This window comes from Lentzea atacamensis (genome assembly GCF_003269295.1).
In the GTDB taxonomy this organism is placed as follows: domain Bacteria; phylum Actinomycetota; class Actinomycetes; order Mycobacteriales; family Pseudonocardiaceae; genus Lentzea; species Lentzea atacamensis.
The window spans coordinates 359,232-379,699 of the sequence record NZ_QLTT01000004.1 but is presented as its reverse complement, the minus strand read 5'-3'; the positions used below and the strand labels follow the sequence as shown (position 1 = coordinate 379,699).

The following is a 20,468-nucleotide window of genomic DNA, read 5'->3' as shown; positions in this document are numbered from 1 at the left end:
TCTCGCGTCGTCCTGGTGGTCGACTGATGCAGTGAGCTCACGTCCGGTACTCCATGCAGGCGTCGCTCAGCCAGGCCGCGAGGTACCCGGCGAACGACGACCGCACGAGCACGGCGAAGCGGTCCTCCCCCGTCACCTGCAGGATGATCCCCGTCCTCGCGAGCAACGTCTGCACACATGTGCCGACGGGAGCCGAGGACGGGTGCAGGTCCACTGAGCACCCGTGCGCCAGCACGTCTCGCACGTGCGCCCCTTCCAGGACGACGGTCGTGCGCTGAGCCGAAGTGTCCACAACGGACCCCCGAGCGGATCCGCGTGCGGCTCGCAGCGCGTCCTCGATCGGGACCTGCAGGCCGGGCGATGCCACGACGAGGAACTCGTCCGGCCCGAGCCACAGCACCTCGAGATCCCCGAACGGCCCGGAGCCGGAGGTGAAGGTGCACGGAACCGGCGGGAAGGCGACTCCGAGCGCCGAACCCATCGCCTCGATCGCGGAGGGGTCCGACACGCGGACGGTGAGCTGTGCGCGGAACGGCCGCTCCGCCACGGTCAACGCGGGCGCGAGCGCCGCCAGCCGGTCGGTCCAGGCGGCGAGGGGGCTGGTCGGGTCAGCCGTCACGGCGGGCTCCTTCCTTGTCGTACAGCACGGAATCGGTGACGGTGACCGGCACGAGCGAGTCGTCGACCGGCACGTACAGGGTCTCGCCGATGCGTTCGTGCCCCGACCGCACCAGGGCGAGGGCGAACGTGCGGCCCAGCGCCGCGCTGGGGTAGCTGGACGTGACGTGGCCGAGCATCCGGACCGGCGGTTCCGGCAGCCGGTCCGTCTCGACGATCTGCGAGCCCTCCGGGAGCAGCACGGTCGGATCCACCGGAAGGAGACCGACCAGTTGCTTGCGGTCCGTGCGGTTGTTCTCCGCGCGGGCGAACGAACGCTTGCCGATGAAGTCGGGCTTCTTCTTCGACACGGCCCACGACATGCCCAGGTCCTGCGGCGTGACCGTCGCGTCGGTCTCCTGGCCGATGATCGGGTAGCCCTTCTCGGCGCGCAGCACGTGCATGGTCTCGGTGCCGTACGGCGTGATCCCGTACTGTTCCCCCGCCGCCATGAGCGCCTCCCACACGGCGAGGCCGTGCCAGGCGGTCACGTTGATCTCGTACGCCAGCTCGCCGGAGAAGCTGATCCGGCACACCCGCGCGGGAATGCCCGCCACGACCGTGTCGCGCCACGTCATGAACTCGAACGCCTCGTTGGACACGTTGAGACCGGGAGCGACCGCCGCGAGCACGTCGCGGGACTTCGGGCCCACCAACGGGATCGTCGCCCAGTGCTCGGTGACCGAGGTGCAGTGCACGTCGAGGTGCGGCCACTCCGTCTGCAGCCACTCCTCCATCCAGTCGAGGATCTTCGCGGCGTTGCCGGTGGTCGTGGTGACCAGGTACCGCTCCTCGCCGACCCTGATCACGGTGCCGTCGTCGATCACCATCCCGTCGACACCGCACATGACGCCGTACCGGATCCGGCCGACCTTCAACGTGCTCATCATGTTGGTGTAGAGCATGTCCAGGAACTTGCCGGCGTCGCTGCCCTGCACGTCGATCTTGCCCAGCGTCGAGCCGTCCATCAGGCCGACGCTTTCCCGCGTGGCACGGCATTCCCGCAACACGGCCGCGTGCAGGTCCTCGCCCGGTCGCGGGTAGTACCAGGGCCGCTTCCACTGGCCGACGTCCTCGAACAACGCTCCGTGCGCCACGTGCCACGGGTGGATCGCCGTGACGCGCACCGGGTCATGCAGCTCGCCGCGGTCCCGGCCGGCCAGCGCGGCGAACGACACCGAGGTGTACGGCGGGCGGAACGTCGTGGGCCGCTGGTCGGCGAGCTCCACGCCCAGTGCCTCGGCGACGATGCCCGCCGCGATCATGCCGGAGGTCTTGCCCTGGTCGTGCGCGGTGCCGATGGTGGTGTACCGCTTGATGTGCTCCAGCGACCGCAGGCCCGCACCCGTGGCACGCAGCACGTCCGCGACCGTCGAGTCCCGCTGCAGGTCGACGAAACTGGCGTCCTCGGCACCTGGAACGCGCCACAACACCAGACCGGAACGCTGGGTGCACCGCGAGTCGGACACCGGCAGCGGCACCTGCCCACCCGGCGTGAACCCGGTCGCGATCGCGGCCGCCTCACCGGCCTCCCGGCCCTGCCGCACGCACGAGGTGAGGTCCAGCTCGCCCGTCGCGGATCCCGCGACCCGGACGGAGGACAGTTCCTCCCCCTGCACGAACGAACCGAGAACCGCGTCGTAGCGCAGCTTTCCGCGGGCCTGGCTGAACAGGTTCACCACCGGGTTCCAGCCGCCCGACACCAGCACCGTGTCGCACACGACGGTGTCGGGGTGGCCCGCGACGCCTCTGCCCTTGATGTCACCGAGCGGGGCGACGTGCGCATCGGTCACGCGCCCGGCACCCTCGGTTCCTGTCACCACGTGGCCGGCGCGCACCTCGATGCCACGCGCGGCGCACTCGGTGGCGAGCCTGGCGGGAGCCTCTGGACGGGCGTCGACGATCAGCGGAACGTCCACACCGGACTCGGCGAGATCGATCGCCGCGCAGTAAGCGCTGTCGTTGGTGGTGAAGACGACCGCGCGCGAGCCGGGCAGCACGCCGTAGCGGTGCAGGAACGTGCGAGCGGCCGACGCCAGCATGATCCCGGGCCGGTCGTTGTCCGCGAACACCACGGGACGCTCGTGCGCACCGGTCGCGAGCACGGTCTGCTTCGTCCTGATCCGCCAGACCCGTTGCCGGGCCACCGAAGCAGGCGCCGCGAACCCGAGGTGGTCGGTGCGCTTCTGCAGCGCGAGCACGAACCCGTCCTGGTACATGCCGAACGCCGTGGTGCGCTCCAGCACCAGCACCCCCGGCGTGCTCCTGAGCTCCGCGACGATGTCGGCCACCCACTCCGCCGACGGCCGGTCGTCCAGGTACTCCTCCACACCGAGCAACGCGCCGCCGGCCTGGTTCTGCTCGTCCACCAGCACCACGCGCGCACCGCTGCGGGCGGCGGTCAGCGCGGCCACCAGCCCGGCCGGTCCAGCGCCGACGACCAGCACGTCGCAGTGCTCGTGCTTGGCGTCGTAGCGTGCCGGGTCCGGCAGCGAAGCCAGCCGCCCCTGCCCAGCCAGACCACGCGCCTCCAGGCCGTCGTACAGCTCGACGGTGGTCGCGAGCAGCATGGGCTCGGGGAACGGTGCCTCGATCTGCACCAGCGATGTCGGGTCCTCGGACCCCGCCGCGACGATGCCGCGCGGCCGGCCGAGCTTCACGCTGCTGCCGACCTCGTGCACACCGTTGGCGAGCAACGCGGACGCGAGCGTGTCACCGGGGTGGCCGGTGAGTGCCCGGCCGTTGAAGGTGAAGCGCAGCAAGGTGTTCCGGTCGATCGCGCCACCGGTGGGCTTGCGGAGGTTCACGACGCCACTTGGTCCTTCTCGCCGAGTTCCGGCATCGGCTCGCCCACGCGGTACACGGCGAGCAGGTCGTGGGTGCGGGTGTCGCGGACGGCGTTGAACCACCGCCGGCACCCGGCGCTGTGGCTCCAGCGCTCGGCGAACGGGCCGCTCGGGTTCTCCCGGAAGAACACGTACTGCGCCCACTCCTCGTCGGTCAGCGCCGACGGGTCCTCGGGGTACGCGACGTGGGCCTGGCCGCCGTAGTGGAACTCCGCTTCCTCACGCGGGCCGCACCACGGGCACGGGATGAGTTGCATTCTCAGCTCCTACTAGTGCGCGACGGCGGCGGCGCCGTGCTCGTCGACGAGTGCGCCGGTGGTGAAGCGCTCGAGGGTGAACGGCTCGTTGAACGCGTGCGGCTTGTCGTGGGCGATGGTGTGCGCGAAGCAGTCACCGACACCGGGCGTGGCCTTGAACCCGCCGGTTCCCCAGCCGCAGTTCAGGTACAGCCCGCCGACCGGCGTGAGACCGACGATCGGTGACGCGTCCGGGCTGACGTCGACGATGCCCGCCCACGTCCGCAGCAGGTGGGCGCGCGCGAAGATCGGGAACAGCTCCAGCGCCGCCGACATCTGCTGTTCGATGATGTGGAACGAACCCCGCTGGCCGTAACCGTTGTAGCTGTCGATCCCGGCGCCCATCACCAGTTCTCCCTTGTGCGCCTGGGAGACGTAGACGTGCACCGCGTTGGACATGACGACGGTCGGATGCACCGGTTCGAGCAGCTCGGAGACCAGGGCCTGCAACGGGTGCGAGGCGAGCGGCAGCCGCAGGCCGACCATCTTCGCGAGCACCGAGCTGTGCCCTGCCGCGCACAACGCGACCTTCCCGGCGGCGATGCGACCACGCGAGGTCTCGACGGCGGTGATCCGGCCACCGCTCGTCTCCATTCCCGTGACCTCGCAGTTCTGGATCAGGTCCACGCCCATCGCGTGCGCGGCCCGCGCGTAGCCCCACGCCACGTAGTCGTGCTTGGCGATACCCGCGCGCGGCTGGTACGTCGCCCCGAGCACGGGGTAGCGCACGTCCTGCGAGACGTTGACGATCGGGCAGATCTCCTTGACCCCGGCGGGATCCACCCATTCCGCGTCGATGCCGTTGAGCCGGTTGGCGTTGACCCGCCGGACGCTGTCGCGCACGTCCTGCAGGCTGTGCGCGAGGTTCAGCACACCGCGCTGGTCGAACAGAATCGGGTAGCCGAGGTCCTCCTCCAGCCCTTCCCACAGCTTCAGCGAGTGCTCGTAGATGCCGGAGCTCTCGTCCCACAGGTAGTTGGACCGGATGATCGTGGTGTTGCGGGCCATGTTGCCGCCGGCGAGCCAGCCCTTCTCCAGCACCGCCACGTTCGTGATGCCGTGGACCTTCGCCAGGTAGTAGGCGGTCGCGAGGCCGTGCCCTCCACCTCCGACCACCACGACGTCGTAGGAGGCCTTCGGTTCCGGGTTCTCCCACAGGAAGTCCGGGTGCTCGGGCAGGTGCGCTCCGGGTGGCTGAACCGAGCTGGTCATGCGCGACGCCTCCAGCGAAGTCATCTGGTCGACTACTGGTATATCAGTCTGCGTTGTACAGTAGGTCACATGAACACACGGGTCAACGACGAGCCCGCGGCCGCCTCACTCACGGAGCAGGCGTACGCCGTCCTGCGCGACCGCCTGGTGATGCTGGAGATCAAGCCCGGCGAACCGATCAACGAGGACCGGCTGCGCACCGAGCTCGGCGTCGGCCGCACCCCGATCCGCGAGGCGTTGAAACGGCTGGAGCAGGAACGGCTCGTCGTCGCCTTCCCGCGCCGCGGCACGTTCGCGACCGACGTGAACATCTCCGACCTCTCGCACATCTCCGAGGTGCGGCGGACTCTGGAACCCCTCGCCGCGGCAGCCGCAGCCGAACGCGCCACGGCCGCGGACAGGACCGCGCTCACCGAGCTGCGCTCCCAGCTGGACACAGCGGCGCCTTCGGGCGACAACACGGAACTGCTCCGCGCCGACGTCGGTGTGCACCGCGCCATCTACCGCTGCGTGCACAACCCGTTCCTCGAGGACACGCTCATCTCCTACGACAACCTGGCCACGCGCATCTGGTGCGTGTTCCTGCCGCGGCTGTCCGGAATGGCCGGTCACGTCGACGAGCACGTCCCCCTGCTGACCGCCATCATCGAGGGTGACGGCAAGAAGGCGAGCGAGCTCGCCTCCCAGCACGTCATCGGGTTCGAACGCGCCATCCGCGCCCTGATCTGAGCTCACGCAGGCCGCGGACCGCTCAGGTCTTCTCATCGACGGCAACCCGTTCCACGACCTGGCCGTTGACCTTGACCGGCGTCGGCGCCACCTGCAGGCAGAAATCGCCGTCGTACTCCTCGTTGCCCGCGACCACGGCCTGCTCGACGATCTCGGCGCAGTGCTTCTCCCGCAGCACCATCGGGTCGCTGCGCAGGTCCTTGGCCAGCGCCACGCACAGCACGACCATGACGAGCGCGAACGGTGCCGCGGCGATGATCGTGAGGTTCTGCAGCCCGGTCAGCGCGGTCGCACCACCGCCACCGACCAGCAGCATCACCGCCGCCACACCACCGGTCGCGACGCCCCAGAACACCACCAGGCCGCGGCGCGGTTCGATGGCGCCCCGTTGCGACAACGTGCCCATCACGAGCGATGCGGCGTCGGCGCCGGAAACGAAGAAGATCGCCACGAGGACCATCACCACCACACCGGCGACCGCCGCCAGCGGGAACTGGTCGAGCACCGCGAAGAGCTGCGACTCCGGGTTGCCCGCGCCGGCCAGGTCCGTGCCACCGCGCTGCAACGTGATGGCCGTGCCACCCATGATCGTGAACCAGATCAGGCTGACCACCGACGGGACGAGGATGACGCCGCTGACGAACTGCTTGATCGTCCGGCCGCGGCTTATCCGCGCGATGAACATCCCCACGAACGGGGTCCACGAGATCCACCAGGCCCAGTAGAAGATCGTCCACGACGCCAGCCAGCTCTCCATGGCCTCGCCGCCGGACGCGCCGGAGCGGGAGATCATCTCGCCCATCTCGCGGAAGTAGTCACCGATGGCCGCCGGCACCAGGTTGAGGATCAGCACCGTCGGCCCGACCACGAACAGGAAGAGCGCCAGCACGGTCGCCAGCACCATGTTGATGTTCGACAACCACTGGATGCCCTTGGCCACACCGGAAACAGCCGACGCGACGAACGCGACGGTCAGCACCGCGATGACACCGATGAGCACGCCGACACCGGGGTTGTCGGCGACGAAACCGCCCGCCTTCAACCCGCTGCCGATCTGCAGCGCGCCAAGACCCAGTGACGCGGCCGAACCGAACAGCGTCGCGAAGATCGCCAGGATGTCGATCAGCCTGCCGAGCGGACCTTCCGACACGCGGTCGCCGAACAGCGGGGCGAACGCGGCGCTGATCAGCTGCTTGCGGCCGCGGCGGAACGTGCCGTAGGCGATGGCGAGACCGACGACCGCGTAGATCGACCACGGGTGGATCGCCCAGTGGAACAACGAGGTCGCCATCGCGGTCTCGACCGCCGCGTCCGTGCCGCCCTCCACCGTTCCGGGTGGCGGCTTCACGAAGTGCGACAACGGTTCCGCGACGCCGTAGAACATCAGCCCGATGCCCATGCCCGCGCTGAACATCATCGCGACCCACGACACCGTCCGGAACTCCGGCCGTTCGCCGTCCTGGCCGAGCGGGATCCGGCCGTAGCGGCTGAACGCCAGCCACAGCGCGAAGATCACGAAACCGGTGGCCGCGGTGAGGAACGCCCAGCCGGTGTTGCGGATCACCCAGCCGAGCACGGCGGACGACACGCTGCCGAGGCTCGCGGTGCCGAAGACGCCCCAGGCGAGGAACGCGGCGGCGACGACGGCGGACAGGACGAACACGACCCGGTCCGTGCCTGTTTTCGTGGTGGGGAGGAACTTCAGTCCGGGCATGGCATCTACCACCCCTTCGTCGATGTGACTTCCTGAACCCAGCGGTGGAACTCCCCGATGTGGTGTTCGGAGGGAACCAGCACACCCCCTTGCGCGTAGGCCCGCGACGACATCGCGGGCTGGCACCGTTCACACGCCTCGAAGTCCTGCTCGTTGACGCGGTGGAAGAGCTCGACGGACCGCGAGACGTCCTTGCCTGTCGCGACGACGTCCTTCGCGTACAGCCAGTCGCACTCCACGATCGTCCGGTCCGCGGCCATCGGGAACATCCGGTGGATGATCACGTGGTCGGGCACGAGGTTGATGAACACCTGCGGGCGCACCGTGATCGCGTAGTACCGGCGGTCCTGGTCGGAGTCCACGCCGTCGAGCCGGTCGAAGCCCTCGCCGCCGTCGATGGTGAAGCCCTTGATCTCGTCGCCGAACACCGCCCCGTGCCCGACGTAGTACTGCGCCGCGTACCCGTCCGCGAACTCCGGCAGGACCTCCGTGAGCTCCGGGTGGATCGTCGCGCAGTGGTAGCACTCCATGAAGTTCTCGATGATGAGCTTCCAGTTGGCCTTGACGTCGTAGGTGATCCGCCGCCCCAGGCCGAGCTCGCTCACCTGGTAGTTGCCGATCGCGTCGAGGTTGCCGAGCCGCTCCCGGACGTCCTGCTGGACGGTCTGCTCGAACGACGGCGGCTCCGCGGCGAGGCAGAGCCACGCATAACCGAGCCACTCGCGGAGGTGGACCGGCTTCAGGCCGTACTCCGTGCGGTCGATGTCCGGCATCGACGTCAGGTTCGGGGCCGCCACCAGCTTGCCGTCGAGCCCGTAGGTCCAGGCGTGGTACGGGCACTGGAAGTTGCGCTTGACCGTGCCGGTCTCCTCGACGCACAGCCGCGCGCCGCGGTGCCGGCAGATGTTGAGGAACGCGCGCAGGGAGCCGTCGCGCGAGCGGGTGACGAGCACGCTCTCGCGTCCGATCTGGACGGTTCTGAAGTTGCCCGCGTCCGGCAGGTCGGCACCGCGGACCGCGCAGAACCACATCTGCTCGAAGATCTTCTCCTGCTCCAGCTCGAAGATCGCCGGGTCGGTGTAGGTGTTCCCCGGCAGGGTGGGGATCAGGCTGGACGGGAGCTCGGTCGCAGTCATGGTCACTCCGTCGTGAAGTCAGAGAAGCAGGGTTCGCGCGTCCGTGCCGGCGCAGATGACCAGCAGCGGAGCGGAGTGGGTGCTCGACCGCGTCAGGACGCGGGCACCCGTTCCCGAGGGCTCGACGTGCCAGTCGATCACGGTCTCCTCGAAGCGCAGGTCGGCACCCGCGCGCAGGGCCTCGTCCGCGTCGGGGAGGTCGGTTCGCGGCTTGCTGTCCAGGCCGAGGACTCGCAGTCCCCGCGCGGCGAGCCGGTGGGCGGCGGCCCCGCCGGTCTGCCCGAGCCCGATCACGATCGCGTCGTGGGTCATGAGCGGATCCGCTTCATCTCGGGGTCGAAGAGCGGTTCGGCGGCCACGACCGCCTGGACGCGCTCGCCGAAGTACTCGATCTCGACCGGAGTTCCCGGCACCGCGACGCTCGCGGGCAGCCAGGCGTAGGCGATGTTCTTGCCGATCGAGTAGCCGCGCGCGGCGCTGGTGACGTACCCGACCGGCCGCCCGCCCGCGAACACGGGCTCCGAGCCCATGACGACCTGGTGGGCGTCGTCGATGGTGAGACAGGTGAGCCTGCGCGACACCGTGTCCTCGGAACGGCCCTCCAACGCCTTGCGGCCGTGGAAGTAGCCCTTGTTCATGCGGACCGCGAACCCGAGTCCCGCCTCGAACGGGTCGTGCTCGGTGGTGACGTCCGCACCCCACGAGCGGTAGCCCTTCTCCAGCCGCATGCTCGTGAAGGCGCTGCGCCCGGCGGCGATGACGCCGTGCTGCTGACCCGCTTCCCAGAGCGTGTCCCACAGGCGGCGGCCCATGTCGGCCGTGGTGTAGAGCTCCCAGCCGAGCTCACCGACGTACGACAGGCGCATCGCGGTGACCGGAACCTCGCCGATGAAGGCCTGCTTGGCCTTGAAGTACCCCATGGCCTCGTGGGAGAAGTCCTCCCGGGTCAACGGTTGCAGGAGCTTGCGCGCGGCAGGCCCCCACAGGCCGATGCAGCAGGTGCCCGCGGTGATGTCGGCGATGTGCACGCCACCGTTCGGGGGCAGGTGCCTGCGCAGCCAGTCGAGGTCGAGCGGGCCGTTCGCGCCGACCTGGAACCGGTTCTCGCCGAGCCGGGCGATCGTGAGGTCGCTGCGCACTCCCCCGTCCTCGTCGAGCAGGAGCGTGTAGACGACCGACCCCGGTTTGCGGTCGAGCTGGTTGGTGGTCATCGTCTGCAGGAACGTCAACGCCTCGGGGCCGCTGACCTCCAGGCGCTTCAACGGGGTCATGTCGAACATCGCGACCCGCTTGCGGGCCACCAGCGCCTCGGCTCCGGCGATCGGCGACCAGAACCGCGACGCCCACTCGTTGCGCGCCGGGATCTCCGCGACCTCCGGCAGGTCCGCGTTGGCCTCGTACCAGTGCGGCCGTTCCCAGCCGGACGCCTCCAGGAACACCGCGCCGAGCTCCTGCTGGCGCTCGTGGAACGGGCTGGTGCGCAACGGACGCGGCCGTTCGGCCGGCTGCAACGGGTGCAGGATGTCGTAGACCTCGACGAAGCTCTGGCAGCTGCGCTCGTGCACGTAACCGGGTGAGCGCTGCACGTCCTCGAACCGGTTGAGGTCGCAGCCGTGCAGGTCGATGCCAGGCTGCCCGTCCACCAGCCACTCGGCCATCGCCTTGGCCACACCGGCGGAATGCGTGATCCACACGGCTTCGGCCACCCAGAAGCCGTCGAGGCCGGGGTGTTCACCGAGCAGCGGGTTCCCGTCGGGGGTGAAGGAGAACAGGCCGTTCACGCCCTCCTCCACCTTCGAGTCGCCGAGGACCGGCAGCAGGTCGACGGCGGCGTCCCAGGAGGTCTCGAAGTCCTCAGGGGTGAACGCGATCTCGGACGGCATGGTAGGCGCCACGTCGAAGTCGAGGATGTCGTCCGCCGAGATCGGCATCGGCCGGTGGCCGTACGCGCCGATGCCGACGCGGTCGACGTGCTCGCGGAAGTAGAGATCGGCGTCCTGGTGCCGCAGCAACGGCTTGCTCATCTCGGACAGGTCGTCGTTGACGCCCTGGAGCACCTTGAGCGGTGTGGTCTTCGCGTACTGGTGGGCCATCGGGACGAGCGGGATGTCGAGGTCGACCATCCGCCCGATCCGCGGTCCCCACATGCCCACGCAGGACACGACGATGTCGGCGGCGAACGTGTCGTGCTCGGTGACGACGGCGCGCACACGCCGGCCGCCGCGTTCGATGCCGGTGACCTTGTGGTGCGCCAGGAACCTCGCACCGCGCTCCATCGCGCGTCTGGCCTGCGCCTCGGCCGCGCGCAGCGGTTTGGCGAGGCCGTCGGACGGGATGTGGAAGCCGCCGAGGATCTTGTCCGGATCGAGCAACGGGTGCAGCCGCGCGCACTCGCCGGGGTCGCGCAGGAAGCTCTCGACACCCCACGACGTCGCCCAGCCGTGCCTGCGCTTGAGGTCCGTCCACCGCTCTGGGGTGGTGGCGACCTCGAGTCCGCCGAGCTGCTGGAAGCACCACTTCCCGTCCATCGTCAGGGCGGTGTACTTCTCCACGGTGTACTTGGCGAACGAGGTCATCGTCCTGCAGCCGGTGGTCTGGAAGACCAGGCCGGGTGCGTGCGAGCTCGATCCGCCGGTCGCGAACAGCGGTCCCTGTTCGAGGACGGTGATGTCGGTCCACCCGCGCGCGGTCAGCTCGTCCGCCAGCGCGCACCCGACGATTCCTGCTCCGATGAGCACAACGCGTGGTTGCGTTGCCATGGAAGGTTCTCCTGCCGTCTGTGGTGGGGTGGCGTCAGATCCGCGGCGCTTCGGCGCCGATGGTCGTGGTGGGTCCGTGTCCGGTGTGGACGACCGTGTCCGGCGGCAGGGTGAGCAGCCGTTCGCGGATCGAGGTGACGATCGTCGGGAAGTCCGAGTACGAGCGGCCGGTGGCTCCCGGACCGCCCTCGAACAGGGTGTCGCCGCTGAAGACCGCTCCGAGTCCGGGCGCGTACAGGCAGATCGAGCCGTAGGTGTGGCCGGGTGTGCTCAGCACTTCGAGGGTCGTACCGGCGACAGCGAGCTTGTCACCGTCCGCCAGCCAGACGTCCGGCTCGCGGTCCGGATACACCACCGTCCACAGTGCACGGTCTTCGGAGTGGAGCTGGATCGGCGCCCCGGTCTTGTCCGCCACCTCGACGACAGAGTTGATGTGGTCGTCGTGGCCGTGCGTGCAGACCAACGCCGTCACGACACGGCCGCCGACAGCCGCGAGAACGGCCTCCGCATCGTGCGCTGGGTCGATGACGAGCACCTCGTAGTCGTCGCCGACCAGCCACACGTTGTTGTCGACGTCCCAGGTTCCGCCGTCGAGGCTGAACGTCCCGGACGTGACCACGTGCTCGATCCGTGCGCTCACAGGACCACCACCGAACGCAGCACGCGACCGTGGTGCATGTCCTCGAACGCTTTCTCGACGTCCTCCAGGCCGATCGTCTCCGTGACGAACGCGCCGAGGTCCAGCCGGCCCTGCAGGTAGAGGTCGATGAGCATCGGGAAGTCGCGGCTGGGCAGGCAGTCGCCGTACCAGGAGGACTTCACCGCGCCGCCGCGGGAGAACACGTCGATCAGCGGCAGCTCGAACGTCATGTCCGGGGTCGGCACGCCCACCAGCACGGCGGTGCCGGCGTGGTCGCGCGCGTAGAAGGCCTGCCGGAACGTCTCCGGCCGGCCGACGGCGTCGATCACGACGTCGGCGCCGTTCCCGTCGGTCAGTTCGCGGATCGCCTCGACGACGTCCTGGCTGCGGGCGTCGACGGTGTGGGTGGCGCCGAACCTCTGCGCCCACTCGAGCTTGGTGTGGTCCAGGTCGACGGCGATGATCGTGCGCGCCCCCGCCAGCCGGGCACCCGCGATGGCCGCGTCCCCGACACCGCCGCAGCCGAGCACCGCCACGCTGTCACCCCGGCCGACCCCACCGGTGTTGATCGCGGCGCCGATGCCCGCCATCACGCCGCAGCCGAGCAGACCGGCGACCTCGGCCGGTGCCTCGGGGTTCACCTTCGTGCACTGTCCGCTGTGGACGAGCGTCTTCTCCGCGAACGCGCCGATGCCGAGCGCCGGCGACAACGGGGTGCCGTCGGCGAGGGTCATGGGCTGCGAGGCGTTGTGGGTGTTGAAGCAGTACTGCGGCCGCCCTCGCAGGCAGGAGCGGCACGAGCCGCACACCGCGCGCCAGTTGAGGATGACGAAGTCCCCCGGCTCCAGGCCGGTCACGCCCTCGCCCACGGCCTCGACGACACCCGCGGCCTCGTGCCCGAGCAGGAACGGGAACTCGTCGTTGATCCCGCCCTCCCGGTAGTGCAGGTCCGTGTGGCAGACCCCGCAGGCCTGGACCTTCACCAGCGCCTCGCCGGGTCCGGGGTCCGGCACGAGGATGGTCTCGACGGAGACCTCGGCTCCGCGCCCCGCCGCCACGACACCGTTCACTGCGTGTGCCACGTACTTCTCCTGACTCGTCAAAGGTGGGAGTAGAGGGGGTGCTTCTTCGCCAGCAACGAGACGCGCGCGGCGAGATCGGTCTCGTCGTACGACGGCTGGAGCGCGGCGGCGATGACGTCCGCGACCTCGGTGAAGTCCTCGGCGGTGAAGCCGCGGGTGGCGAGTGCCGGGGTACCGATGCGCAGTCCCGAGGTGACCATCGGCGGGCGCGGATCGAACGGCACCGCGTTGCGGTTGACGGTGATGCCGATGCGGTGCAACCGGTCCTCGGCCTGCTGCCCGTCCAGTTCGGACTCGACGAGGTCGACGAGCACCAGGTGCACGTCGGTGCCGCCGGAGAGCACCTTCACCCCGGCCGCGGCGCAGTCGGGCCGGGAGAGGCGTTCGGCGAGAATGCGCGCACCTTCGAGAACCCGCTGTTGGCGCTCGCGGAACTCCTCGGTCGCCGCGACCTTGAACGCCACCGCCTTGGCCGCGATGACGTGCTGCAGCGGCCCGCCCTGCTGACCGGGGAACACCGTGGAGTCGACCTTCTTGGCCAGCTCCTTCGTGCACAGCACCACTCCGCCGCGCGGACCGCCGAGCGTCTTGTGCGTGGTGGTCGTGACGAGGTCGGCGTACGGCACCGGGCTGGGGTGCAGGCCCGCGGCGACAAGACCCGCGAAGTGCGCCATGTCCACCATGAGCTTGGCGCCCACCAGGTCCGCGATCCGGCGGAACTCGGCGAAGTCCAGCTGCCGCGGGTACGCCGACCAGCCGGCGATGATCAGCTTCGGCCTCGTCTCCAGCGCCAGCCGCTCGACCTCGGCCATGTCCACGCGTCCGGACTCGCGGTCCACCTGATACGCCACGACGTGGTAGAGCCGGCCGGAGAAGTTGATCCGCATCCCGTGGGTCAGGTGGCCGCCGTGCGCCAGGTCCAGCCCCATGATCGTGTCACCCGGCTGGAGCACCGCCGCCATCGCCGCGGCGTTGGCCTGCGCACCCGAGTGCGGCTGCACGTTCGCGTGCTCGGCACCGAAGAGAGCCTTCACCCGCTCGATCGCCAGCGCCTCGATCACGTCGACGTGTTCGCACCCGCCGTAGTACCGGCGCCCCGGGTAGCCCTCGGCGTACTTGTTCGTCAGCACCGAACCCTGCGCCTGCAGCACACCCACGGGCGCGAAGTTCTCGGAAGCGATCATCTCCAGCGTCGACTGCTGGCGGTGCAGCTCGGCGCGGATCTCGGTGGCGACCTCGGGATCGAGCTCGTCGAGGTCCAGTTCCAGAACAGAGGTGGAGACGGAGAGTGACAACGGGCCAACCCTTCCGAGCTTGTTCCGTAATGCGCAACCTTGTTCGCATTGTGCAACTGCGACGCGCATCACGGTGAGACTCGGGCGCGAGGTTGTCAAGCCCCCGTCGCACGGACGGCCGCATCCGATACGACGACGTTCCGGGTGGTCACAAGCCCGAAACGCGAACGAGCCCCCGGCTCGGGCCGGGGGCTCGCCGGTCGGCGCGGGCTGTCAGGACACGGGGTGCCCCATCCGGACGGAGAGGTCGCGCGACGCCGTCCGCAGCTCGTCGACGATCTCGGGAATGCGCTTCTGCGACAGCCGGTACGCGGGCCCGGCGGCGCTGATGGCCGCGACGACGTCGCCGTGCGCACCGAACACGGGAACCGCGACCGCGTGCAGGCCTGGCTCCAGCTCCTCGATGCACGTCGCGTACCCGTCCTCCGCCGTGCGCCGCAGCACGGCGCGCAACCGCACGGGATCCGTGATCGTGCGCGGGGCGCAGGGCTCCAGGTCGCCGGCGAGCAGGCGCTCCTGGCTCTCCGGCGACTCCCCGGCCAGCAGGACCTTGCCACTCGACGTGGCGTGCAGGGGAGTGCGCCGGCCGACCCAGTTCTGCGCCGCCACCGCGGAGCTTCCACGCGCCTGACTCACGTTGACCGCGCGGTTCCCGTCGAGCACCGCGATGTTGACGGTCTCCCCCAGCCGTTCCGCGAGCGTGGAGCAGACCGGGCCGCCGAGCCGCACGCAGTCGAGCTGGCCGGTCACCGCTCCGGCGAACTCGAGCATGCCGAGGCCGATCCGGAACGGGCCGCGTTCGCCGTTCTGCTCCACCAGTTCACGGGCCCGCAGGGTGTAGACCAGTCTCGACGCCGAGGACTTGTGCACCCCGAGCTCGGCGGCGATCTCGGTGATCCCCGCCTCGCCGTTGCGTGCCAGCAGCTCGAGGATGGCGACCGCCCGGTCGACCGACTGCACGAGCGCGGCGTCGCGCTCCTCCCCGTTGTTGCGCATCACGCGACGGTAACCGACTGGCGCAACACCCTTGCTCCTTGACGGTCCTCCTGATCCTGAGCCATCCTGCTGTTGCGTATCGCACACCGTGTTCCGTAATACGCAACGGAGGGCTTGAGATGATCACCGCTTGCGCCGTGGACGACCTGCCCGCCGGCGAGTCCGTTCGCGTTTCGGGAGACGTGGCGATCGCCGTCTTCAACGCGGACGGCGAGTTCTACGCCATCGACGACACGTGCAGCCACCAGGACGCCTCCCTCTCCGAGGGCTGGCTGGAGGGCTGCTTCGTCGAGTGCCCGCTGCACGCCGCGAGCTTCGACCTCCGCACCGGTGTCCCGACCTGCCTGCCGGCCAAGAAGCCGGTGCGCACGTATCCGGTCGTCGTGCAGGACGGCGTGATCTACGTCGACACGCGGAGTCGCGAGGCCGTCGCATGAGAACGGTCGTGGTGGCCGGAGCCTCGCTGGCGGGCCTGCGTTCCGTGGAGGAGCTCCGCAAGCAGGGCTTCGACGGGCGCGTGGTCGTCATCGGCGAAGAGGTCCACGCGCCCTACGACCGGCCACCTCTGTCCAAGGCGTTCCTCGCGGGCACCCTGCCCGCCGAGGAGCTCGCACTCGCCGAGCAGAGCGACGTCGACGAATGGGCAGCCGAGTGGCGCCTCGGGGTCCGCGCCGAACGGGTCGACCCGCACGCGGGCGAGATCCACCTCTCCACTGGCGAGATCGTGCGGACAGACGGCCTCGTGATCGCCACCGGCGGCCGCGCCCGCACGCTGCCCGGTACCTCTGCGCTCGGCGGCGTGCACACGCTGCGGACCCTCGACGACGCCGTCGCCCTGCGCGCGGACCTGCGCCCCGGCGCCCGCGTCGTGGTCGTCGGCGCGGGCTGGATCGGCGCCGAAGTCGCCTCCACCTGCCGCGAACTGGGCCTCGACGTGACGGTGGCCGAGGCCGCCCCGGTACCGATGGAACGCGCCCTCGGCGCGTCGCTGGGCCGGATCTGCGCCGACCTGCACGCGGACCACGGCGTCGACCTGCGCCTCGGCGTCGGTGTCGCCGGCTTCACCGCCGACGGCACGCGGGTGAACGGCGTGACCCTCCAGGACGGCTCGCACCTGCCCGCCGACGTCGTGGTGGCGGGTGTCGGCATGGAGCCCGCGACCGGCTGGCTGCACGGATCCGGGCTCCCGCTCGACAACGGGGTGCTGTGCGACACCGGCTGCGTCACGCCGATCCCCTCGGTGGTCGCCGTCGGCGACGTCGCCAGGTACCGCACACCCGAGGGCCGCCAGGTCCGCCACGAGCACTGGACGAACGCCTCGGAGCAACCGGTCGTGGCCGTGCGCAACCTCCTGGCGGGCACCACCCTCGACACGTTCCGGCCGTCCGGTTACGTGTGGTCCGACCAGTACGGCGTTCGACTGCAGCTCGCGGGTGAGACCAGCGGCGCGGACGAGATCGCCATGATCGACGGCTCTCCCGACGACCGGAAGTTCGTCGCCGAGTTCCGCCGCGACGGCCACGCCGTCGGCGTCCTCGCCATGAACAACGCCAAGCTCTTCGGCAGGATGCGCCGCCGGCTCTCGGCCGCGGCCGGCCACTGACGCACCTCGGACACAGCATGATCGGCGAACTGGAGCAATCGTCCACAGTGGAGTTCCATGGCGGTGTCCCGGCACGTACCGGGACACCGCCACGACTCACTCGGCGGGCCGTGCCGCCGCCGTCACGCGGAGGGCGCGCATCGTCGGCACCATGCCTCCTACCAGCGCGATCACCACACACGTCGACACCACGCCGCCGAGTTGCAGCAGCGGAAGGTCCATGACGGCTTCGGCGCCCGTTGAGGCGAGGCCGCGCCACACGCCGATGATGGTGATGACGGCCACCAGCAGACCCAGCACCACACCCACCAGCACCACCGCCAGGATCTCGCCCAGCATCACGCCGGTGATCTGACGGCCCGTCGCACCGATGCGGCGCATCAGCCTGATCTCCTCCGTGCGCTCACCCATCGACATCGCCAGGGTGTTCGCGATGGAGATTCCCGTGTAGAGGATGGCCATGCCGAACAGCAGGGCGATCGCGATCAGGTTGTCCTGCTGCGAGTTCTGGGACTGGGTGGTCAGCCAGTCCTCCGCGGTCGACACCTCCACGGCAGGCAGGGCGGCGAGGGCCTTGCGCACGTCGCCGGTGTCGGCGCCCGGCGCCAGCAACACGTAGGCCTCGCTGGTCAGCGGGTCGTGCACGTGGCCGCGCGCGATCTCCGGTGACAGCAGGATGTCCGGGAGGCCGGCGTCGGCGCTCAGCACGGCGGCCACGGTCACAGGGGCCGGGGTGCCGTCGCCCAGGTACACCGTCACCTGCTGGCCCGCCGTCCAGCCCAGCAGGTTCGACGCCTCGCGGGTCACCACCACGGACGCGCCGGCGAACCGGTCCAGCGAACCCGATGCCGGTGCCACCCTGAACACCGCGCCGAGAGTCCTCGGGTCGGCGACGCCCATGGTCACCTGGTCCGGTTCACCCAGGTTCGGTGCCCAGCCGCTCGTCTTCACCACGCCGGCCACGTCCACGACGCCCGGCACGGACTTCATCTTGTCGATGGTGTCCTGCGGCAGGCCCGCTCCGCTTTGTGCCGTCACGACGAACGGCGCGGACAGGTGCGCTCGCGCGTCGGCCGCCGCTGTCGCGCTGGTCGTCGCGATCACGCCCAGCATCGACGAGCCGATCGCCACGGTGATGAGGATCGGTGCCGCCAGCGCGGCGACGCGGCGTGGCGCCACCCGGCTGTTGGCGCCGGCGAGCAGGCCGGTCACGTCCGTCCAGGCCGTCAGCGGCCGGGACAGCAGCCACACCAGCGGTGGCACGAACAGCGGTGCCAGTGCGGCCAGTGCGACGACCAGCACCTCGGTCAGGACGATCGCGAACACGACCGAGGCCTCGCCGCCGACACGTGCCATCAGCAGGATCATCAGCAGTGCGAGGCCGAAGAAGCCGATGCCGATCAGCCAGCGGCCGCGGGTCATCACGCCCTGCTCGACATCGGCCTGCCGCAACGCCTCCACCGCCGCGACCCTGCCCGCCTGGCGGGACGCGGCGAACACGCCGAGCACCGAAACGCCCACGCCCACGAGGAAAGCCACGGTGAGCGCCAGTGGTGACACGGGTGCGCTGAAGCCCGGCGGTGCGATGCCGAAGCTCACGGTCAGCCCCGCGAGCACCTGCCCGCCAATGGCACCGAGGACGCAGCCGGCCGCCGAGGCCAGCGCTCCGACGATGGCGGCCTCGCCGATCATCATCCGCTGCACCTGCTTCGGCGTGGCGCCGACGGTGCGCAGCAGCGCGAGCTCCCGCCTGCGTTGTGCCACCACGAAGGCGAACGTGCTGGCGACGACGAAGATCGACACGAACGCCGAGATGAGCGCGGTGATCGCGAGGAACGAACCCGCGTCGGTGACGGCGCTGGTGTAGTCGCTGACCGTCGCGGGGTCGAGCTTGTCCGCGCCCGTCACGACCACCAGCGAGGGGTCGCCGAGCGCCTGGCGCAGCTGCTCGGCCAGTGCCTCCGGTGTCGTGCCGTCCTCGCCGAACACCCCGATCGCGTCGACCTGGTCGCTCGCGCCGGTCAGTTCGGCCGCCGCCTGGTCGGTGAAGAACACCGCGGCGACGGCGAACCGCCCGTCGCCGCCCGGTCCCTTCGCGACGCCGGCGACCTTCACCGCGCGGACACCGCCGAGCGTGATGACATCGGTGCGGTCGCCGGGTTCGAGGTTGTGACGCTTCGCCGTGTCCTCGTCCAGCACGACCTCGTCCCGCGAGCGGGGTTCGGTGCCCGCGGTCAGCCGGTACGGCGCGAGCGCGGCGCTCGACCACCCGTGCCCTGCCCGCGTGCCGTCCTCTCCTCCGACGAGGGTCGCCGAGAACGTGCGGTCCGGATGGACGGCCCTGACCCCGGGTACAGCGTCCACTTTGGTCGTCAGGTTGACGGGAATCCGGCGCGCCTCCAGCAGAAGCGGCGCGTAGTCGAACGTCGTGTCACCGTCGTCAGTCGGGATGTGCGCGCGTTGCTGGGCACGCACGACGACCGACGCGGCTTCGAAGCGGCCCGCACCGATCTGGTCGCGCACGAGAGAGGCGTCCCTGGTGGCGAGCAGCATCTGGCCGGTGGCCGCCAGCATCGTCACGCCGAGCACGACCACGACGATCAGGCCGGTGAACAGCCTCCAGCGTGTTCGCACCGACAGTGCGGAGATCCAGAACACCTCAGCCCCCCAGCGCGGCGAGCTTGGCCGCGACCGTCTCGGGCGTGGGCTGCCGCTGCTCGGCGACCACGACTCCGTCGCTGAGGAACACGACCCGGTCCGCGCACGCGGCAGCCATCGGGTCGTGGGTCGCCATCACCACCGTCTGTCCACGTACATCGACGAGGTGCCGCAACGCACTCAGCACTTCACGTCCGTTGTGGACGTCCAGCGCACCCGTCGGCTCGTCGGCGAAGAGCACCTCCGGGTTGGTGATCAGCGCGCGGGCGATCGCGACGCGCTGCTGCTGACCGCCGGAGAGCTGTCCAGGGCGGTGCTTGGCACGGTCGGCGAGCCCGACCTGGCGCAGCGCGTCGATCACCTGGGCCGAGGCCGGCCTGTGCCCGGCGAGTCGCAGCGGCAGCATGACGTTCTGCTCGGCGGTCAGCGCGGGCAGCAGGTTGTAGGCCTGGAACACCATGCTGATGCGGCTGCGGCGCAACCGTGCGAGCGAGTCCTCGTCGAGCCTGCTGATGTCCGTCTCGCCGATGAACACCTGCCCGGCGCTCGGCCTGATCAACCCTGCCGCGCAGTGCAGCAACGTGGTCTTGCCGGAACCGGACGGGCCCATCACCGCTGTCATCGAGCCGCGGCCGAAGCCGAGCGCCACTTGACGGACGGCGTGCACCACCGCGTACTTCGTGCCGTAGTTCATCGTGACGTCCACCAGCGTGACGGCGTCGCCGATCGACCTGCCCACCGGTGCGGTCGTTTGTCCCCTTGTGCCGAACATGTACCCAAGTCAACTCGGCCGGCGGTCCCGCCACATCGCAGTTCGCTGCGATCTTGGGGGTGTAGCTGGCCAC

At 70.0% G+C, this 20,468-nt stretch carries 17 protein-coding genes; 3 read left to right on the top strand and 14 right to left on the bottom strand.

Translation table 11 applies throughout. The annotated features are described in order from the left end of the window. Window positions 1-37: 37 nt before the first annotated feature. From C8D87_RS20695 to C8D87_RS20680, 4 genes are read right to left on the bottom strand one after another with little or no spacing between them, the layout of a single operon-like run. On the bottom strand, window positions 38-619 hold the full coding sequence (locus tag C8D87_RS20695; RefSeq protein WP_112227980.1) for a sarcosine oxidase subunit gamma: 582 nt from the start codon (window positions 617-619) through the stop codon (window positions 38-40). Next, the gene (locus C8D87_RS20690; protein WP_112227979.1) at window positions 609-3,464 is read right to left on the bottom strand and encodes a 2Fe-2S iron-sulfur cluster-binding protein; all 2,856 of its coding nucleotides are present in this window, start codon (window positions 3,462-3,464) and stop codon (window positions 609-611) included. The genes C8D87_RS20695 and C8D87_RS20690 overlap by 11 nt, the downstream gene beginning before the upstream one ends. Then, on the bottom strand, window positions 3,461-3,760 hold the full coding sequence (locus C8D87_RS20685; RefSeq protein ID WP_109637653.1) for a sarcosine oxidase subunit delta: 300 nt from the start codon (window positions 3,758-3,760) through the stop codon (window positions 3,461-3,463). The genes C8D87_RS20690 and C8D87_RS20685 overlap by 4 nt, the downstream gene beginning before the upstream one ends. Before the next feature lie 12 nt (window positions 3,761-3,772). Beyond that, window positions 3,773-5,011 (bottom strand): sarcosine oxidase subunit beta family protein, encoded by a 1,239-nt coding sequence (locus C8D87_RS20680; protein ID WP_112228259.1) that lies wholly within the window; start codon window positions 5,009-5,011, stop codon window positions 3,773-3,775. Between the two features lie 69 nt (window positions 5,012-5,080). On the opposite strand from C8D87_RS20680, the gene C8D87_RS20675 reads away from it, so the two are divergent. Continuing rightward, window positions 5,081-5,740, top strand: coding sequence for a GntR family transcriptional regulator (locus C8D87_RS20675; protein ID WP_109637651.1), 660 nt, complete (start codon window positions 5,081-5,083; stop codon window positions 5,738-5,740). A gap of 22 nt (window positions 5,741-5,762) precedes the next feature. Here C8D87_RS20675 and C8D87_RS20670 read toward each other — a convergent pair whose 3' ends face one another. From C8D87_RS20670 to C8D87_RS20635, 8 genes are all read right to left on the bottom strand, one after another. Next, window positions 5,763-7,454, bottom strand: a complete 1,692-nt coding sequence (locus tag C8D87_RS20670; protein ID WP_112227978.1) for a BCCT family transporter — start codon at window positions 7,452-7,454, stop codon at window positions 5,763-5,765. A 5-nt stretch (window positions 7,455-7,459) separates the two neighbouring features. Further along, on the bottom strand, window positions 7,460-8,590 hold the full coding sequence (locus tag C8D87_RS20665; protein ID WP_109637961.1) for an aromatic ring-hydroxylating oxygenase subunit alpha: 1,131 nt from the start codon (window positions 8,588-8,590) through the stop codon (window positions 7,460-7,462). A gap of 18 nt (window positions 8,591-8,608) precedes the next feature. After that, a complete protein-coding gene (locus tag C8D87_RS20660) occupies window positions 8,609-8,902 on the bottom strand; it encodes a hypothetical protein (RefSeq protein WP_109637646.1) in 294 nt (97 codons plus the stop codon). Then, complete coding sequence (locus tag C8D87_RS20655) at window positions 8,899-11,349, bottom strand: GcvT family protein (protein ID WP_112227977.1); 2,451 nt, start codon at window positions 11,347-11,349, stop codon at window positions 8,899-8,901. Before C8D87_RS20655 ends, C8D87_RS20660 begins: the two co-directional genes overlap by 4 nt. A 34-nt stretch (window positions 11,350-11,383) precedes the next feature. After that, complete coding sequence (locus C8D87_RS20650; protein ID WP_112227976.1) at window positions 11,384-11,989, bottom strand: MBL fold metallo-hydrolase; 606 nt, start codon at window positions 11,987-11,989, stop codon at window positions 11,384-11,386. After that, on the bottom strand, window positions 11,986-13,071 hold the full coding sequence (locus tag C8D87_RS20645; RefSeq protein ID WP_112227975.1) for an S-(hydroxymethyl)mycothiol dehydrogenase: 1,086 nt from the start codon (window positions 13,069-13,071) through the stop codon (window positions 11,986-11,988). The genes C8D87_RS20650 and C8D87_RS20645 overlap by 4 nt, the downstream gene beginning before the upstream one ends. Before the next feature lie 17 nt (window positions 13,072-13,088). Beyond that, on the bottom strand, window positions 13,089-14,366 hold the full coding sequence (glyA, locus tag C8D87_RS20640; protein WP_325049695.1) for a serine hydroxymethyltransferase: 1,278 nt from the start codon (window positions 14,364-14,366) through the stop codon (window positions 13,089-13,091). A 213-nt stretch (window positions 14,367-14,579) separates the two neighbouring features. Continuing rightward, a complete protein-coding gene (locus C8D87_RS20635) occupies window positions 14,580-15,362 on the bottom strand; it encodes an IclR family transcriptional regulator (protein WP_112228258.1) in 783 nt (260 codons plus the stop codon). Window positions 15,363-15,481: 119 nt separating this feature from the next. Between C8D87_RS20635 and C8D87_RS20630 the strand changes: the two genes are divergently transcribed. Both C8D87_RS20630 and C8D87_RS20625 read left to right on the top strand, forming a co-directional pair. Beyond that, window positions 15,482-15,799 carry a bifunctional 3-phenylpropionate/cinnamic acid dioxygenase ferredoxin subunit gene (locus tag C8D87_RS20630; RefSeq protein ID WP_109637632.1) on the top strand — a complete coding sequence of 106 codons (318 nt, stop codon included), beginning with the start codon at window positions 15,482-15,484 and terminating at the stop codon, window positions 15,797-15,799. Beyond that, window positions 15,796-16,965 carry an NAD(P)/FAD-dependent oxidoreductase gene (locus C8D87_RS20625; RefSeq protein ID WP_112227974.1) on the top strand — a complete coding sequence of 390 codons (1,170 nt, stop codon included), beginning with the start codon at window positions 15,796-15,798 and terminating at the stop codon, window positions 16,963-16,965. The genes C8D87_RS20630 and C8D87_RS20625 overlap by 4 nt, the downstream gene beginning before the upstream one ends. A 96-nt stretch (window positions 16,966-17,061) precedes the next feature. On the opposite strand, the gene C8D87_RS20620 is transcribed toward C8D87_RS20625, so the two are convergent. Further along, complete coding sequence (locus C8D87_RS20620) at window positions 17,062-19,599, bottom strand: ABC transporter permease (protein ID WP_146771802.1); 2,538 nt, start codon at window positions 19,597-19,599, stop codon at window positions 17,062-17,064. Window positions 19,600-19,624: 25 nt separating this feature from the next. Beyond that, a complete protein-coding gene (locus C8D87_RS20615; protein WP_112228257.1) occupies window positions 19,625-20,317 on the bottom strand; it encodes an ABC transporter ATP-binding protein in 693 nt (230 codons plus the stop codon). Between the last annotated feature and the right edge of the window lie 151 nt (window positions 20,318-20,468).

Bases quoted from the DNA above. Each gene is read 5' to 3' on its own strand.
- C8D87_RS20680 (WP_112228259.1), bottom strand. From the start codon at position 5,011: ATGACCAGCTCGGTTCAGCCACCCGGAGCGCACCTGCCCGAGCACCCG.
- C8D87_RS20685 (WP_109637653.1), bottom strand. From the start codon at position 3,760: ATGCAACTCATCCCGTGCCCGTGGTGCGGCCCGCGTGAGGAAGCGGAG.
- C8D87_RS20655 (WP_112227977.1), bottom strand. From the start codon at position 11,349: ATGGCAACGCAACCACGCGTTGTGCTCATCGGAGCAGGAATCGTCGGG.
- C8D87_RS20670 (WP_112227978.1), bottom strand. From the start codon at position 7,454: ATGCCCGGACTGAAGTTCCTCCCCACCACGAAAACAGGCACGGACCGG.
- C8D87_RS20675 (WP_109637651.1), top strand. From the start codon at position 5,081: ATGAACACACGGGTCAACGACGAGCCCGCGGCCGCCTCACTCACGGAG.
- C8D87_RS20660 (WP_109637646.1), bottom strand. From the start codon at position 8,902: ATGACCCACGACGCGATCGTGATCGGGCTCGGGCAGACCGGCGGGGCC.
- C8D87_RS20625 (WP_112227974.1), top strand. From the start codon at position 15,796: ATGAGAACGGTCGTGGTGGCCGGAGCCTCGCTGGCGGGCCTGCGTTCC.
- C8D87_RS20630 (WP_109637632.1), top strand. From the start codon at position 15,482: ATGATCACCGCTTGCGCCGTGGACGACCTGCCCGCCGGCGAGTCCGTT.
- C8D87_RS20635 (WP_112228258.1), bottom strand. From the start codon at position 15,362: ATGCGCAACAACGGGGAGGAGCGCGACGCCGCGCTCGTGCAGTCGGTC.
- C8D87_RS20665 (WP_109637961.1), bottom strand. From the start codon at position 8,590: ATGACTGCGACCGAGCTCCCGTCCAGCCTGATCCCCACCCTGCCGGGG.
- C8D87_RS20615 (WP_112228257.1), bottom strand. From the start codon at position 20,317: ATGAACTACGGCACGAAGTACGCGGTGGTGCACGCCGTCCGTCAAGTG.